At 46.9% G+C, this 14,889-nt stretch carries 19 protein-coding genes; 11 read left to right on the top strand and 8 right to left on the bottom strand.

Annotation, left to right across the window (positions count from 1 at the left end):
- Nucleotides 1-19 precede the first annotated feature (19 nt).
- Nucleotides 20-1,378, top strand: coding sequence for a magnesium transporter (gene mgtE / locus KNO68_RS11625; RefSeq protein WP_078147777.1), 1,359 nt, complete (start codon nucleotides 20-22; stop codon nucleotides 1,376-1,378).
- Between the two features lie 55 nt (nucleotides 1,379-1,433).
- On the opposite strand, the gene KNO68_RS11620 is transcribed toward mgtE, so the two are convergent.
- Nucleotides 1,434-2,063: a hypothetical protein gene (locus KNO68_RS11620; RefSeq protein ID WP_078147778.1), complete on the bottom strand. Its 630-nt coding sequence runs from the start codon at nucleotides 2,061-2,063 to the stop codon at nucleotides 1,434-1,436.
- Nucleotides 2,064-2,245: 182 nt separating this feature from the next.
- Between KNO68_RS11620 and KNO68_RS11615 the strand changes: the two genes are divergently transcribed.
- The gene (locus tag KNO68_RS11615) at nucleotides 2,246-4,024 is read left to right on the top strand and encodes a solute:sodium symporter family transporter (protein WP_214814015.1); all 1,779 of its coding nucleotides are present in this window, start codon (nucleotides 2,246-2,248) and stop codon (nucleotides 4,022-4,024) included.
- A 20-nt stretch (nucleotides 4,025-4,044) separates the two neighbouring features.
- On the opposite strand, the gene KNO68_RS11610 is transcribed toward KNO68_RS11615, so the two are convergent.
- Nucleotides 4,045-4,944: a GGDEF domain-containing protein gene (locus KNO68_RS11610; protein ID WP_078147780.1), complete on the bottom strand. Its 900-nt coding sequence runs from the start codon at nucleotides 4,942-4,944 to the stop codon at nucleotides 4,045-4,047.
- 172 nt (nucleotides 4,945-5,116) lie between these two features.
- Here KNO68_RS11610 and KNO68_RS11605 point away from each other — a divergent pair, with 172 nt between their 5' ends.
- From KNO68_RS11605 to KNO68_RS11590, 4 genes are all read left to right on the top strand, one after another.
- Nucleotides 5,117-6,133, top strand: a complete 1,017-nt coding sequence (locus KNO68_RS11605) for a serine hydrolase domain-containing protein (protein ID WP_215112520.1) — start codon at nucleotides 5,117-5,119, stop codon at nucleotides 6,131-6,133.
- Complete coding sequence (locus KNO68_RS11600; protein ID WP_074035497.1) at nucleotides 6,130-6,519, top strand: GNAT family N-acetyltransferase; 390 nt, start codon at nucleotides 6,130-6,132, stop codon at nucleotides 6,517-6,519. The genes KNO68_RS11605 and KNO68_RS11600 overlap by 4 nt, the downstream gene beginning before the upstream one ends.
- Before the next feature lie 11 nt (nucleotides 6,520-6,530).
- On the top strand, nucleotides 6,531-7,238 hold the full coding sequence (locus KNO68_RS11595) for an SDR family NAD(P)-dependent oxidoreductase (protein WP_078147782.1): 708 nt from the start codon (nucleotides 6,531-6,533) through the stop codon (nucleotides 7,236-7,238).
- An 82-nt stretch (nucleotides 7,239-7,320) separates the two neighbouring features.
- Complete coding sequence (locus tag KNO68_RS11590) at nucleotides 7,321-7,530, top strand: hypothetical protein (protein WP_078147783.1); 210 nt, start codon at nucleotides 7,321-7,323, stop codon at nucleotides 7,528-7,530.
- A gap of 18 nt (nucleotides 7,531-7,548) precedes the next feature.
- On the opposite strand, the gene KNO68_RS11585 is transcribed toward KNO68_RS11590, so the two are convergent.
- Nucleotides 7,549-7,971 (bottom strand): hypothetical protein, encoded by a 423-nt coding sequence (locus KNO68_RS11585; RefSeq protein WP_012727530.1) that lies wholly within the window; start codon nucleotides 7,969-7,971, stop codon nucleotides 7,549-7,551.
- Between the two features lie 143 nt (nucleotides 7,972-8,114).
- On the opposite strand from KNO68_RS11585, the gene KNO68_RS11580 reads away from it, so the two are divergent.
- The gene (locus tag KNO68_RS11580) at nucleotides 8,115-9,107 is read left to right on the top strand and encodes an MDR family oxidoreductase (RefSeq protein ID WP_214687652.1); all 993 of its coding nucleotides are present in this window, start codon (nucleotides 8,115-8,117) and stop codon (nucleotides 9,105-9,107) included.
- A 67-nt stretch (nucleotides 9,108-9,174) separates the two neighbouring features.
- Here the strand turns inward: KNO68_RS11580 and KNO68_RS11575 are convergent, their stop codons facing one another.
- From KNO68_RS11575 to KNO68_RS11565, 3 genes are all read right to left on the bottom strand, one after another.
- On the bottom strand, nucleotides 9,175-9,519 hold the full coding sequence (locus tag KNO68_RS11575; RefSeq protein WP_012727532.1) for a YflT domain-containing protein: 345 nt from the start codon (nucleotides 9,517-9,519) through the stop codon (nucleotides 9,175-9,177).
- 96 nt (nucleotides 9,520-9,615) lie between these two features.
- Nucleotides 9,616-11,073: a UDP-N-acetylmuramoyl-L-alanyl-D-glutamate--2,6-diaminopimelate ligase gene (locus tag KNO68_RS11570; RefSeq protein WP_214815300.1), complete on the bottom strand. Its 1,458-nt coding sequence runs from the start codon at nucleotides 11,071-11,073 to the stop codon at nucleotides 9,616-9,618.
- A gap of 348 nt (nucleotides 11,074-11,421) precedes the next feature.
- Nucleotides 11,422-11,655: a hypothetical protein gene (locus tag KNO68_RS11565; protein WP_215112519.1), complete on the bottom strand. Its 234-nt coding sequence runs from the start codon at nucleotides 11,653-11,655 to the stop codon at nucleotides 11,422-11,424.
- Between the two features lie 127 nt (nucleotides 11,656-11,782).
- Here KNO68_RS11565 and KNO68_RS11560 point away from each other — a divergent pair, with 127 nt between their 5' ends.
- A complete protein-coding gene (locus KNO68_RS11560) occupies nucleotides 11,783-11,998 on the top strand; it encodes a hypothetical protein (protein WP_012727536.1) in 216 nt (71 codons plus the stop codon).
- Between the two features lie 155 nt (nucleotides 11,999-12,153).
- The gene (locus KNO68_RS11555; RefSeq protein WP_215112518.1) at nucleotides 12,154-12,459 is read left to right on the top strand and encodes an RNA polymerase sigma factor; all 306 of its coding nucleotides are present in this window, start codon (nucleotides 12,154-12,156) and stop codon (nucleotides 12,457-12,459) included.
- On the opposite strand, the gene KNO68_RS11550 is transcribed toward KNO68_RS11555, so the two are convergent.
- Nucleotides 12,405-13,205: an HAD family hydrolase gene (locus KNO68_RS11550; RefSeq protein WP_215112517.1), complete on the bottom strand. Its 801-nt coding sequence runs from the start codon at nucleotides 13,203-13,205 to the stop codon at nucleotides 12,405-12,407. The genes KNO68_RS11555 and KNO68_RS11550 overlap by 55 nt on opposite strands.
- Nucleotides 13,206-13,290: 85 nt before the next feature.
- Complete coding sequence (locus KNO68_RS11545) at nucleotides 13,291-13,440, bottom strand: hypothetical protein (RefSeq protein WP_214687655.1); 150 nt, start codon at nucleotides 13,438-13,440, stop codon at nucleotides 13,291-13,293.
- Nucleotides 13,441-13,603: 163 nt separating this feature from the next.
- Here KNO68_RS11545 and KNO68_RS11540 point away from each other — a divergent pair, with 163 nt between their 5' ends.
- Complete coding sequence (locus KNO68_RS11540) at nucleotides 13,604-14,164, top strand: RNA polymerase sigma factor (protein WP_215112516.1); 561 nt, start codon at nucleotides 13,604-13,606, stop codon at nucleotides 14,162-14,164.
- Entirely contained in the window at nucleotides 14,161-14,883 is a 723-nt protein-coding gene (locus KNO68_RS11535) for an anti-sigma factor (protein ID WP_214872958.1), read from the top strand. Before KNO68_RS11540 ends, KNO68_RS11535 begins: the two co-directional genes overlap by 4 nt.
- Nucleotides 14,884-14,889 lie beyond the last annotated feature (6 nt).

Here is a 14,889-nt window from a genome sequence, read left to right as displayed (position 1 = left end):
GAGATCAGGATGTGAGCATATGAAAATTGAAGAAACGGAATACAACGAACATGAAGCAGCGCTTCGTACATTGATTCAAAAGGGAGACCCGGTCGATTTTCAAGATCTCTTTCTCTCCCTTCACCCGGGTGAACAGGCGGATCATTTTATCGAACTAAATCAACATGAGCGGTCGTTCGTGTATCGAACCATCTCCCCTGAGGTATTCACCGATCTATTTGAAAAGCTGACGTTAGAGGAACAATGTACATTTATCCAAGAAACACCTCAGTCGTATGCCGTCCGAATCTTGAATGAAATGTATTCGGACAACGCGGCCGACTTGATGCGGGAACTACCCGATGCGTTCATGGACACGCTATTCGAGCAGATGGATGATATTGAGGAACAAGAAGTCAAAGATTTGATGCAGTATCCGGAAGAAACGGCCGGATCGCTCATGACAACTGAGTTTGTCGTCCTTCAAGCTGATAAGACGGTTGGACTGACCCTTGAAGAGTTGCGTGAACTCGGACCAGATGCCGAAACGATTTATTACTTATATGTGGTCGACCAAGCGCACCAACTGGTTGGTGTTGTCTCCTTACGTGATTTAATTGTCGCACCGCTCGAGGCGAAAATTGAAGACATCATGGGGTTCCGCGTCATTTCGGCAAACGTCATGACCGACCAGGAAGACTTGGCCAGGATTGTCCAGAAGTACGATTTGTTGGCCCTTCCCGTTATCGATGATCAGCAAAAGCTACTTGGCATCATCACGGTCGATGATATATTAGATGTCATCGAGCGCGAAACGACAGAAGACTTTGAAGAACTCTCCGCGACGAAAGGTTCGTCTGATATCAACATGAGTCCGCTTGAAGCAGCGAAAAAACGTGCCCCTTGGATTGTCAGCCTCATGTTTCTCGGCATGATTACAGCTTCGACGATTGGCGGTTTCGAAGACACCCTCGAAACGATTGTGCTTCTCGCTGTCTTCATGCCACTTGTCATGGGCTCTGCCGGGAACGCAGCCACGCAATCACTCGTCGTCGCTGTGCGCTCAATTGCACTCGGGACCATCAATCGAAAGAACGTTATGAAGATGATTCGACGCGAACTCGGAACCGGCATCATCTTAGGGATTGCGTGTATGATTGTCATCTTTGGCGTCATCACGCTGCTGTATGACAACATGCTGATCGGTTTCATTGTCGGAGTTTCCATCTTTGCCGCACTCAGTGTCGCCACAATGATCGGCACGGTTGTCCCGCTTCTCATCAATCGCCTGAAGTTAGACCCGGCTGTCGCTTCCGGACCGTTCATCACGACATTGATGGACAACCTAGGGCTCATCATCTACTTCACGGTTGCGACGTCTATGCTTCAGTTTTTTTGACATTCGAAAGAACATTCGATTATAAAAAGCGGTGCTGATTTTGTCAGCACCGCTTTTACTCGCTATGTTGTTGAGATTCCTCTAACAAACGCTCTTCATTTTCATTGAAAGCCTCGATTTCCTCATCCGTCATCACTTCGTTTCTTTCTTCCACATAAGGATTGTCTTTCAATGATGTCTCTAGTTTGCTCAAGTCAGCACTGAGCCCGCTTTCTTGATAAAGGTTAGGTTTTCCTACCGAAGTCAGTGTCCCTGTCCGATTCACTTTGAAATGTCCCAGTTGTAGACCGACAATCCGATATGCATTCTCCATCACGGGTCCTTCATATCTTTGTAAATACAGCAAAACGGTCTCGTCTCGTTTGACGAGCGGGTCTTCTTCCATATCATTTTGTAAAAGGGTGATCGTATCGGCTGACTTCAGTTGACCATTCACGTCTCGATAGACACGCTGCACTTGAATGTGTGATTCAAAGAATGTGACCGATTGATGTGTAAACGGTTTAGGAGCACTTCTCACTTTGCCGACGATGACAATCGGCGAGCTTGTAGCTAAATCGTCTATGTGTCGGAAGCTTTCGGTCACAGCCAAATCACTCGTGTTTTCTTCTTTCAGCATTTCGCTAAACATGATATAACCTGCTATCACTACAACAGATAACATTCCAATCATCCACTTCTTCACGAGGTCCCTCCCATCGGTCCATCCATCCTCATCGATTTTCTACTCTCGTACGACAAGTACGCAATCGTCCCCACGTTCATGGTTTCTGTATGATTCGATCAAAACAATAGGACTACCTTCTTATAATTTAGGGTATTTCCTACAAATACATATAAAACATAAGTAAGGAATGAGGGGATTTCATGACATTTCAACAAGTACTCTACATACTCGTGACCGGTGCCCTGTTCATGGCGCTCGTCGCTTACGTCTCGTATCGCATGACGAAAGGAAAAGTCGAAAGCGCCGACGATTACTTCTTGGCCGGTCGCGGTCTAACAGGCGTCTTCATCGCGGGATCGCTCCTGTTGACCAACTTGTCAGCGGAACAATTGATTGGCTTGAATGGCCAATCGTTCGCCGGCAACATGTCGGCCATGGCTTGGGAAGTGACGGCCGGTATCGCCGCCATCATCATGGCGCTCTTTTTGTTGCCACGCTTTCTTGGCATCGGGATTTCGACTATTCCTGAATTTTTAAGTCAACGCTATGACGAGGACGTTCGTCGATTGACCGTCCTGTTATTTCTACTCGGCTATATGTGCGTCACGATTCCATCTATGCTGTACTCAGGTGGATTAGCCGTCCTGCAACTGTTCGATGTGCCGGCCCTTCTCGGCATTAGCTTTGAGCAGTCCCTTTGGCTCGTCGTTTGGTTCATTGGGATTATCGGGGCGATTTATGCCATCTTCGGAGGTCTTCGTGCCGTTGCCGTATCGGACACGTTGAACGGGATCGGACTCATCATTATTGGATTCCTCGTTCCGACACTAGGCTTTCTCGCACTAGGGGACGGGAATTTATTGGACGGGATGAAGACGATTGCGACGACGAATCCCGAAAAGTTGAACGCCATCGGTTCCGCTAACGACTCGGTCCCGTTTCTCTCCATTTTCACCGGAATGATTTTTGCGAACTTGTTCTATTGGGCACTGAATCAATACGTGATTCAACGGGCCCTCGGTGCAAAAAACTTAGCGGAAGGACAAAAAGGCGTTCTCTTTACCGGCTACTTGAAATTACTCGTTCCAATCTTCATGTTGTTACCTGGCGTCATCGCGTTTCACTTGTACGGGTCGAACGTCGAGAAGGCAGACCTCGCTTATCCGAGTTTGATTGCCGAGCTGTTACCGATGTGGCTCATGGGCTTTTTCCTCGCCGTCTTGCTCGGTGCCGTATTCAGCTCGTTCAACTCGCTCTTGAATAGTATCGCGACGCTCTTCGTACTCGACATTTACAAACCGAAGTTTAAACCGGATGCTTCTGACCAAGATTTGATTCGCGTCAGCAAATGGTTCGGGACGTTCGTTGCACTCGTCTCGTTCTTTGTCGCCCCGAATCTTATGTATGCGCCAGATGGCTTGTGGGACTTGATTCGTCGCTTCACCGGTTTCTTCAACATCCCGATTCTCGTCATCGTTTTAATCGGGATGCTTGTTAAACGTGTGCCGCCAATCGCCGCGAAGACCGTCGTCTTTTTCCACGTCATCGCCTACTATTTCCTCGTGTGGGGAACGAAACAATGGTTCGACGTCGAAATCGGCATCAACTTTATCCATATTTACGGAATCCTCTTCGTCATCGAAACGGGAATCATGCTCGTATTTGCGCGTGTACGACCGATGCTGCAAGCAAATCCGATTCAAATCGAACTCGGACGAGTCAAACCGTGGCGGCATGCCCTTTCGACATCGATTTTGCTCGTCGCTTCGATGATTTTCGTTTACCTTGTCTTCTCACCGATCGGACTCGCTTATGCGAACGGCATCGTCTCCAAATGGTTTGTTCCAGTGACAACGGGACTTGTCGTCGTCACGTCCGTGCTCATGTGGGCATCTTATCGCTACGGCATTTCTCGTTATGAACGCTATCTAAACAATTTAGGTGAAGACTCGTCTGACGTAGAAGAAGTAAGCAGCTAAACCAATAGACCTCCTTGAACTTACGCGTCAAGGAGGTCTATTTTTTGTTGTCGCTTTCGTTCATACATGACATCGTCCGCACGTTGCCAAAGCGCCTCAATCGTTTCCGGACAAGATGCCCATGCCAACCCGATGGCAACGGAAATCCCTTCTTGTAGACAAGCCGCTTCAATTTGACGAACCATTCGTTCACATGCGTCTTTAGGCATCATTTCTAGAAACAAGACGAACTCATCTCCTCCTAAACGATAGACGGATGATTCGATGTCTTGAAGGATTGTACCGACTCGTTTCAATAAACAGTCACCAGCTGAATGCCCTTCTTCGTCATTCACGACTTTCAAATCGTTCACATCCAGCACGATGATTCCGACGTCACACGCATTTCTTGCTTGAGCAATCGTGTCTTCAAACGCCCGACGATTGAAGACACCGGTCAAGCTATCGTGGCGACTTTCATACATGAGACGTTCACGCTCGGTCATGGCTGCTTCGATGTTCCGAATCACACCTTGAACCGCTACGATTTCATCATTCTGATAGATCGGCGTGGTGTATTCCTCGAACCATACATAAGTGCCGTCATTCGTGCGCCATCGCTGAAGAATCGCTTCTTCATAGTTGACGCGTCCCGCCACTTTATCGAGCAGGAGACGTCGATCATCCGGATGGATTCTCCGAAAACAATCTTGTGCATCTGAATAACTTCGCATCACCGTTCCTTCTCCGAGATATAAGTCTAAAGAAGGACTGATGTATCGGAAACGCCAAGTCGGTTTCGTTTCAAAAATATAAATGACATCTTTCGTTTGATTCCCGAAATGCATAAACGAAAGAGACTGTGCATGTGGCTGTGGACGTTTGGATAACCACAAGGCAATCAAAAATCCAACGAGTACCCCCCAGAAGAATAACGTCATTGAATCCACTTCCTCTCTGTTCGCCCATATCGTACCACGTTCGAGGTCAGACACCTGTCTCAATTCCTGTTATTTGGTAAATGTTTTTTTGAAAATTGAGTAAATTTTAGAGAGATTGTGATGGACATGATATAGTCGACTTATTGAATCACTCAATACATGGAGGTTTCTCATGCCACATTTCACACATCCATCGATTGACGAGACATTTTCGGGTGTCTATTTGCTCACCAATCGAAACGGATCAATCCACCAGTCTTACGGCTATGCGAATCGCTCAGAACAGATTCAACATGACGTGACGACACGGTTCGGGATCGCGTCCGGTTGCAAACTGTTTACAGCAATCGCGATTTGCCAGTTAGTCGAGCAAGGGAAACTATCCTTTTCCACCTCGCTTGACTCATTTCAAACATTTGCCTTACCTCATCTGTCACCAAACGTCACCGTACATCAGTTGTTGACGCACACATCAGGAATCCCTGACTATTTTGATGAATCCGTCTCTGATGACTTTGAAGCGCTATGGCGTGATATCCCGATGTATCGGCTTCAACAGTTACGTGATTTTTTACCGTTGTTTCAACAAAAATCTATGAAAGACGAACCGGGTTCTCGATTCTCCTACAATAATGCAGGATATATTCTGTTAGGGTTGATTGTAGAAGATGTGACCGGGCAATCTTTCACCGACTATGTCGAACAATCGATTTTTCATCCTGCTGGTATGATTGATTCTGGATACTTTTCACTCGATGCCTTGCCTTCTAGAACAGCACTCGGTTATATTGACCACTCGGACGGCACATGGCGTACAAACCAATATGCGATTCCAATCAAAGGAGGAGCAGATGGTGGCGCGTATGTGACCGCTCAAGACATGACTAAATTTTGGAAATCGCTGTTTTCACATCAGCTTCTTGATACCGCTTCTACGTCGCTTCTTTTGACACCACACGTGACGGTTAATGACCGCGGCGGGAGTTATGGATACGGACTTTGGATTCAACATCACGCATCGGGAGATGTCTATAAATATCACGTGATGGGCTATGACCCTGGTGTCAGTTTCCATTCTGGTTACTATCCAGAAATCGATACCATCTCGGTCATTTGTTCAAATCAATCAGATGGGGCGTTCGACGTCATGAAACAGATTGAAATGCAGATTGGAGAACGGATTGAATGAACATTCGTACTTATATGGAATCAGACTTTGACTCGATTCAACAACTTAATCGCGATGAAGGTTGGAGCCAATTGGTAGAACGTGACGCGTTGACCCGTGAGGCATGGCGTCAATCAAACGTCACCTATGTGATGGAGTCTGAAAATGGAAAGATTGTCGCTTATTTGCGCGGATTGACTGATACGACAGTCAGTTTGTATGTTTGTGAACTGTTGGTCGCTTCTACATATCGTAGACGTGGTCTTGGCGAACAGTTACTCCAACACGTCCATACACTTTATCCAGACACACGGCTTGAGATGCTCGCAAGTCAAAATTCCCACACATATTACGAGAAATTACGGTTTCGTCCGTTCTACGGTTTTCGGAAAACGATTCACGAATAGGAGGAATGTATATGAAACTTGCTCTCATCACAGGCGCATCGCGTGGTCTCGGCCGTTCCATCGCTCAGGAACTACAAGCTAGAGATTACGAGGTGGTCGGGCTCTCTCGCTCACAGGCGGAAGACGTTACGTATCAGCAACGATCAGTCGACCTATCAAACGTTTCGGGGATTGATGCAGTCATTCGGGAGATCACACCGTTTCTAGAGCGGGCTGATTCGGTTTTGCTCGTTCAAAATGCAGCATGGATTGAACCGATTCATCGTGTCGGACAATTAGATGGTGAGAAAGTGACCGCTCATGTCCACGCCAACCTGCTTGCGCCGATGCTATTGGCGAATGCGGTCCTCGCTTTCAACAAGCCGACCGATTTGATTCATGTGACCTCTGGCGCTGCTAAGCGTCCGATCTCAGGTTGGAGCGCATATTGTGGCACGAAAGCAGGACTCGATCATTTCACAGAGACACTTGCACTAGAGCTAGAAGGAACCTCACATCGTGCAGCTCTATTCAATCCAGGTGTGATGGATACGTCGATGCAGGCGGAGATTCGTTCTTCTTCGAAAGAGGCGTTCGCTGACCTTGAACAATTCCGTTCATACGAAACAGAAGGACGACTCCGCTCTCCTGAAACGGTTGCTCGTGTATTTGCTGAACAGTTAATTGACCGCCCCCTAGAAAATGGCAAGACCTATTCGATTTACGACTTGATTAAATAATTTACCAGGTCAAAAAAAGAAACACCCTTCTCTCGTCAAACCGTCTACACTACATGCATAGATACGTGAAAGGGTGAATTTTATGAAAACCATTGCTGGAGGATTACTGCTATTTGGACTGTTCAGCCTCACCATGTCATTCACAATGATTGGAGATACCGCCGTCGTCGGGGCGATGGTGAGTGGTGTCTCAATTTTATGTAGTGTCGGCTTATTATTTGGAGCGACTGAACTCAGTCGGATTCGTCACGACCTGCTCCACGACAAAAAAACGTCTCTCCCATCTGAATGAGGGAAAGACGTTTTTGATTCAATCTTCTTCGTATTCCTCTAATAGATCATCAACATCGTATTCTTCGAAGTCGTCTTCATCAATAAAGATATCGCGATCGTTCACGACATGAATCGGACCATTGGCCACATCGATTCGAATCGTCCACGCCCAAGGAATGCGTAACCGGTTATAGACACCTGTCCAGAACTCCATTGACTCTTGCTCATACTGTTCAAATTCTGTCAGAAGTTCTTTGAACGACACGCCTGTTAACTGGAAGTTTGAATCTTGGAGCCGTTGAAGCGCATGATGCTTCGCTTCTAATTCGGCCGCTCGAACCATTTCCTCAGCTGTCGCCATCTCCAGGATCGTCCCGTCCGGTGGGAGAATATCGTATACGTTGAACAATTCGCCTTCTTCTACTTCTACATCGTCAAACTCATAGTCATCGTGCCGCATACTACATTCCTCCTTACGCAATTTGAATCCCCTCTATTGTACCACTCTCTACCCGTTTCCCCCTAAAGATTCGTGCATATATTTCATTTTGTGAGGGAAAGACTGTTAGAGTGAAGACATCCATAGGAAAAGAGGTTAAGCAGATGAATGAATCATTCCAAGCACTCGTGCTCGACCAGCACGAGGAACGCCTTCATGCCGAAGTAAAAGAAGTACAAGCCGATGTCCTTCCGAAAGAAGAGGACGGAAATGTGTTAGTGGAAGTTCACTACTCTGCGTTGAACTATAAAGACGCGCTCGGATTAACGACTTCTGGTAAAATCGTCAATCGCTATCCGTTCATTCCGGGATGCGAATTCGTTGGAACTGTCGTCGAATCAGACCACCTCGACATCAAAGTTGGCGACGAGGTAATCGCCACTGGTTTCGGGATTGGGGAACGGCACTTCGGTGGATTTAGCCAGTATGCGCAAGTACCGGGGAAATGGCTCGTGAAGTTACCGAAAGGAATGAGCATGCGAGATGCAATCGCCATCGGAACACCAGGACTTACCGCCATGCTTTCCGTTGATGCACTCGAACACGCAGGTGTGCGTCCGGGTGAAGAAGTACTTGTCACAGGCGCGACAGGTGGTGTCGGAAGCTTCGCGATTACGTTGCTTCGTCGTCTCGGCTACCATGTCGTCGCCTCCACCGGCAAAACAGATTCACCATACTTACGCTCACTCGGTGTCGAGACGATCATCGATCGAAGCGAATTAGAAGGCCCTGCCCATCCCCTCGCCAAGCAACGTTTCGATGCCGCTATCGATTCGGTCGGTGGAAATACACTCGCCAACATCTTGAGCCAGATACGATATGAAGGTGCTGTCGCCGCATGCGGTCTCGTCGGAGGCGCAGAGTTGCCAACGAGCGTCTATCCGTTTATTTTACGCGGCGTGAAGCTCATCGGCATCGATTCGGTCATGCAACCCATGGTTCGTCGTACGAACGCATGGGAACGTCTCGAAGAACTCATCGACCCGAAAGTTCTCAATGAGATGATCCATGAGATTCCGTTACACGACGTCCCTCGCCACGCCGAAGCGATGATGCGTGGTGAATTGAGTGGTCGCACCGTCGTCCGTCTTCGCTAAGTCCATCAAAAGAGGCTGAATCATTCACGATTCAGCCTCTTTCCTCTCTATTCTCCATGGTGTGGAATCAGATAGTGAATCCGGCAGGTGCGTCTTTCACGACGACGAGTACTTTGCCTTGATCTAACTTCTCTTCGAGACGCTCTGATTCTTCTTTTGTGAAGCCGAGCTCTTGAAAATCGGCTCGCAGTTCGTCTCCTTTTTTGCGGAACACATTTTTGGCGGCTGTCCCCAAACCGACGTCACTTGCCGAGACGGTGTTCGCATCGGCATTATCCGCGACACGTTTACTCCGATCATCGTCATGTGTGATGACGTAGATGTTGGATTCATCAATCCCATTTGTTTTCATCGATTGAACGGCGGTGACGACTTCTTCATCATTTGTAAATTCTTTGTACAAAACTGACATGTCTATTCTCCTCCTTCAATTCTACTACATTACTAGGTATTACCTTCCTTCACATTCTTCACACATTAAAAAACGATGACAAACGTCATCGTTTTGTTAAACGGCGGGCTCTTGGCCTTTTCGTTTTTTCAATTCTTCCAATAAAATGTTTGATTCATTAAATGGAATCGACTGTCGACCGATTCGTTCAATGTGGTCATGTCCTTTTCCGACAACCACGACACGCTTTCCTTCTAACGCTTGCGTGGCCGCATGTCGAAGGGCCTCTTCCCTTGCTTCAAACGTCACATACTTCACATCCGGTTGGATACCTTTTACTAAATCACGAATGATTTGTTTTGGGTCTTCCATGCGGACATCATGTACGGTGACAATCACCTCATTCGAATAGCGACTTGCGATACGTCCCATATCTTGACGTTTCGTAGGATCACGGTCTCCTGCCGCACTTAACACGACGACAAGTGCACGGTTATCTTGTTGCAATGTAGACAAACATTTCTCTAGCCCGTCTGGTGTGTGGGCATAGTCGATATAAATCTCAGCATCCTCTGTAGCTAAACGCTCCAACCGCCCTTTTGGCAAGGTGAGTCCTGGAACATTTGAAACAATGGTCCGTAGCGCCATATCGGAAGTCGACACAAGTCCGATTGCCGCTGCTAAGTTCGCCGCATTGAACGCCCCCATGAACCGAACGGGCACTTCGAGCTTGAACTCCTTCATCCTGACGAGTACCGTCTCTTCACGCCAAATCACTTGGATGTCGGCTTCGATTTCCTCTTTTGTACTATACATAATGGCTTGACGTGTCGGCGCAAACTCAGCCATGACATGACTAGCCGGATCTTCCGCATTTAACACAATCGCCTCACCGTTCGTCACTTCCACCTGTTCAAACAATCGCGCTTTTGCCCGGGCATACTCATCCATCGAACGATGGTAGTCCAAATGATCATGCGTCAAATTCGTAAACGCGGCCGCATGAAAGTGGATGCCCGCTACGCGACCTTCCATCAAGGCATGCGATGATACTTCAAGTACGCAATCCGTGACGCCTGCATCAACCATTTCTGCTAAGATGCGATGTAAGACGACGGCTTCTGGTGTCGTATTGGCTGTCTCAACCGTTTGATTATGAAAACGCGCACCAATCGTACTAACGATTCCGGCACGACGTCCTGAAAGACGCAACAAGTCATAAGTCAATGTCGCTGTCGTAGTTTTTCCATTCGTTCCTGTCACACCGTATATACGCATCCGATGAGAGGGGTGATCATAAAATACACTCGCAACCGCTCCTGCCGTCTGTTTCGTATCGGCAACAACCACATTCGGTACATCGAGATCGAGTGGATATTCTGAGATGACCGCACTCGCACCGTTGGCGACGGCGTCTTCTGCGAACTTATGACCGTCAACCGTATAGCCGCGAATGCAAATAAAGACATTCCCTGAACTGACCTTCCTAGAGTCCGTTTCGACTCCGGTCACCCATGGATCAAAGATGTCATCCATCTCATTTTTTAAAATGGCGGATAAACGTTTCGTTCTCATGCTGTGTACGTCCTTTCTCATGGGTGTCGCTAGGTTCATAAAACCTTATCGTCATGTTACTAGATTTTAACGGCAATTGAGATGACAAATATATTACTTCCCGTTTTCAAAGGAAAGCAATCACTTCACAAAAAAAACCTAGACGTTTCATTCACGTACTAGGTTCCTCTTCCTTAAATGCTAAGTGATGTTTTATTAGCTCTAGCTCAAGGACGCGAAGGGCATTCGGTCCAATACCATGCCAACTCGCAACCTCACGGCGTGTATAGGGACACAAGTCATGTAAGGATTCGACTTCTTTGGCAACTAAGGCTCTTTTAGCTGGCGCAGCTAATTTCGGTAAGGCAATCATCCAATCTCCGCCTTCCGTTTTCTAAGTCGTTCGTTGATGGGAAGACAGGCGAGTACTTGTTCGATTCGAAACGTTCGTTTCGCTTGTTTGTTCAAATCCCACGCTAAGACATGTTCTCCCCGCACTTTGAGCAACTTGACCCGTCTTTTTGAAAACACTCCATGTCGATCCACATATACCATTTCTGTGACCAGACCCGAACGCATCCATCGTAACAATTCTTCTCTCATCCTGTTTTTCCCTCCTTTTATTTATTATAAGTATACAGAACATTTGTTCTCATTTCTATTGATAAGCTGTTCGCTGATTCAAATTTCGATTATGATGAAGGAAATCAAATGAGAGAGGAAAAAAACGATGACTTATGTATTGTTACTGATCTTGGCTGCCTTTTTATTTGGGGCCATGATTTTCGCTGCACTGGCGTTACCAAACCTTCGCAACATTTTATTCAATCGTGGCAGTCTGTTCAATCAACAGAGTGAAACTGTCACTTGTCCGAAGTGTAAAACATCATTTAAACGCGCGCCGGGAGATGCACAGACTTGCCCGAATTGTTATCACACGTTTTGAATCGTTGTAGGGTATGCATATTCGACCGCTATTCTTCATATTCATTGGTTTGAACGGGAGCAAATGAGTGAAAGAACAGAGAGGATGCTTTATCTGAGTAAAGTTCCTGATTCTTTTATCGTTGAAACCTTCATTCCATACGAAAGGAGTTGCATATGCTTCCTACACTCGATGAACGCCTGGTCAATCAAATCCGTCTTAAAAATCGCCAAGCCTTAGAACATTTATACGCGCGCTATGAAAGTTTACTTTATCGATATGCGCTTCATTTGAATAACCATCCTACAACTGCAGAGGCGGCCATGACCGATTTATTTTGTCGGATTTGGCAACAACGTCTCGACTTCAATCCACATTCCGAAACGATTCGTGCGACCCTCATCCGTTCTTTAGAGGAAATCATGCACTATATGAAAGAGGACAAATCAGATTCCAATACTTCTAAAATCCCTTCTGCATAAGGTTTTGTTGTCATCTCCGGATACATCTGTTTTGCCTGTTCAGTCGCATTGCCCACTAAATAACCTTTTCCAACATGCGCTAACATCCCAAGGTCATTCCCACTGTCGCCGAACGCATACGCATCTTTGCGTGAAAAGGAAGCAGTGGCGCATACATATCGAACACTGGATTCTTTCCCGGCATGGAGCGGGTAAAAATCAATATCCCATGCATCCATCGGATCACCTGCCTTCGGATTGCATCGGCTGATATTGACGGCAATCCCTTCTTGATCAGCTAGCATGCGAAATGTTTCACTCCAAGACCCGATTTGGTCACGGAGGTAATAACTCCGGATCCAAGGACTCGTCCCAAAATCCGGTTGCGCCTCTAGTTCAACCTGCATCTGTCCAATCTGTGACGCAACACGTTCCACACGAGATACAAAGTCACTTGGGAATGACGCTTGATACGGTTTTTCTAAGGAAAACGTTCCGTCTAGGTCAATCCGATACAATTCCGTACCTAAACTTGAAGCGATACGGTGTGGCCAAAAGCGAAGGTTTGCCTGCTCAACTTTTGCCTGTAGCGATTCGAGTGAACTACCTGTCACCCACATCGTTGACAATCGATGGGAATATTGTTCCAAAAAATCTTCGAGCCGACGAACGGATGCCAATTGTTCCGGTGTACAGGCATGAGGAAAGTAGGTCTCATCAAAATCAAAACATATGAGGATGTGTCCCTCATTCGTAAATCGCTTCATGATCTCGTCTCCTTATCGTTTTCTCTTCCTCCTATAGTACAATGAAACAAAGGAGGCATCTTATGATTTCACGAATCTCTCGAGCTTATTGCCAAATGAGTAGCTTGATTACCGGATTTTTTATTGTCTTTTCTTTTCTTTTTGGCATTCGCACATACTTCTTTTGGGCGACGGTGAGCGCTCCCTTAACCGCAATCGGATTGATGCTGATGACGACGATTGGGCTAAGTGTCATCACCTACCTTCTTTCAGAGAAATTAAGATTATTCATTTATTCGAAGCTTCCGGATCAAGCAGTGACATGTTCAATAAATAGTCACACAAAATAGGCATCCATTTTTCGATTTTATACGTTAGATCAATACAAGGGACATCCCTTCTGCGCAAAGGAGTATGTTATGACTGACTTAGAGTTATATGAGCGTGTCAGGCAAAAGGACAAAGAGGCGCTCGAAATATTGTATGATCGATACGAACGCATTTTATACGCATTCGTCCTACAACTGACAAAAGATCGTGATTTGGCGGAAGAAGCCATGCAAGAAGTATTCATCAAACTTTGGCGTGGCGGAGGCGTTTACGATGAGGCAAAAGGAAAGTTTCGTTCTTGGCTCTTCACGATGAGTCGGCACGTAGCCATCGACTTAATTCGGAAGCGTAAACCGGATCTACAACTAGACGAATCTTACGCTGAGGCCATTCCTTCCGAGTCACCGTCCGTTGAGAAAGAAGTCGAGTGGCAAGAAGAGCGTGCTCAAATCGAGACAGCCATGGCCACATTACCTGCCGAACAGCAGCAGGTCGTCCGACTCATGTATTTCCAAGGACTGAGCCAGCAAAAAATTGCTGATGCATGTGGCATCCCGCTCGGAACGGTAAAAGGAAGGATTCGACTGGCGCTGAGGCAACTGAGGAAACAGTTATCCCATGAATTCATCGGAAAGGAGGTAGAACAATGAACGCATGCGACCAATTGATTGACTACTTCAACCAACATTTAACGGAAGAAGAGCGAATGAAATTTGAACAACATCTGGCAACGTGTAAGGACTGTCAAGAAGAGCTCGAACAACTTGAAGCTCTTGTCGGTGGCGTCGCGTTCTTGTCTACTCCGACTGAGCCACCCCGAGGCATGAAAGCGCGTGTCCTCGATCGTGTATTCGAAGAAGAAGACAATGAACCCGTCACAACAACCGACACTTCTACATCAGTTCCACCGGCGACACCGTTTAAACAGAAGAAGAAACGGAACGTACCGGTCTGGGGAATGGTCGCTTTAGCAGCGGCGCTCCTACTCTCTTTGATTGGAAACGGGTATCTGCTCACCAATCAACCCGATTCACCTGGCATCACACTGACCGAATCAATCCCACTTGAAGGTGAGTCTGAAGGAACCGCTTATCTTGCAGAGCAGGACGGAACGACACAACTGATCGTCCAAACGAACGGCCTAGCCTCACTCGATGCCAATGAGGTGTATCAAGTATGGCTCTTAAAAGATGGTGCCCCGATTCCGACCGGCGCTTTCGTCACCGATGATAAAGGGAACGGGACGGTCATCTACACACTCGACTCGGATGAAGTCGACGTCGACTGGGATACCGTCGCCGTCACAAAAGAACCGAATCGCGGAAATGAGACGCCACAAGGTGAAATCGTCTTAAGTGCTAGTCTTTAATTCTTG

The sequence above is a fragment of the Exiguobacterium sp. s75 genome, from assembly GCF_018617145.1.
Lineage (GTDB): Bacteria > Bacillota > Bacilli > Exiguobacteriales > Exiguobacteriaceae > Exiguobacterium > Exiguobacterium profundum.
This window is presented reverse-complemented; position numbering and strand designations above follow the sequence as displayed.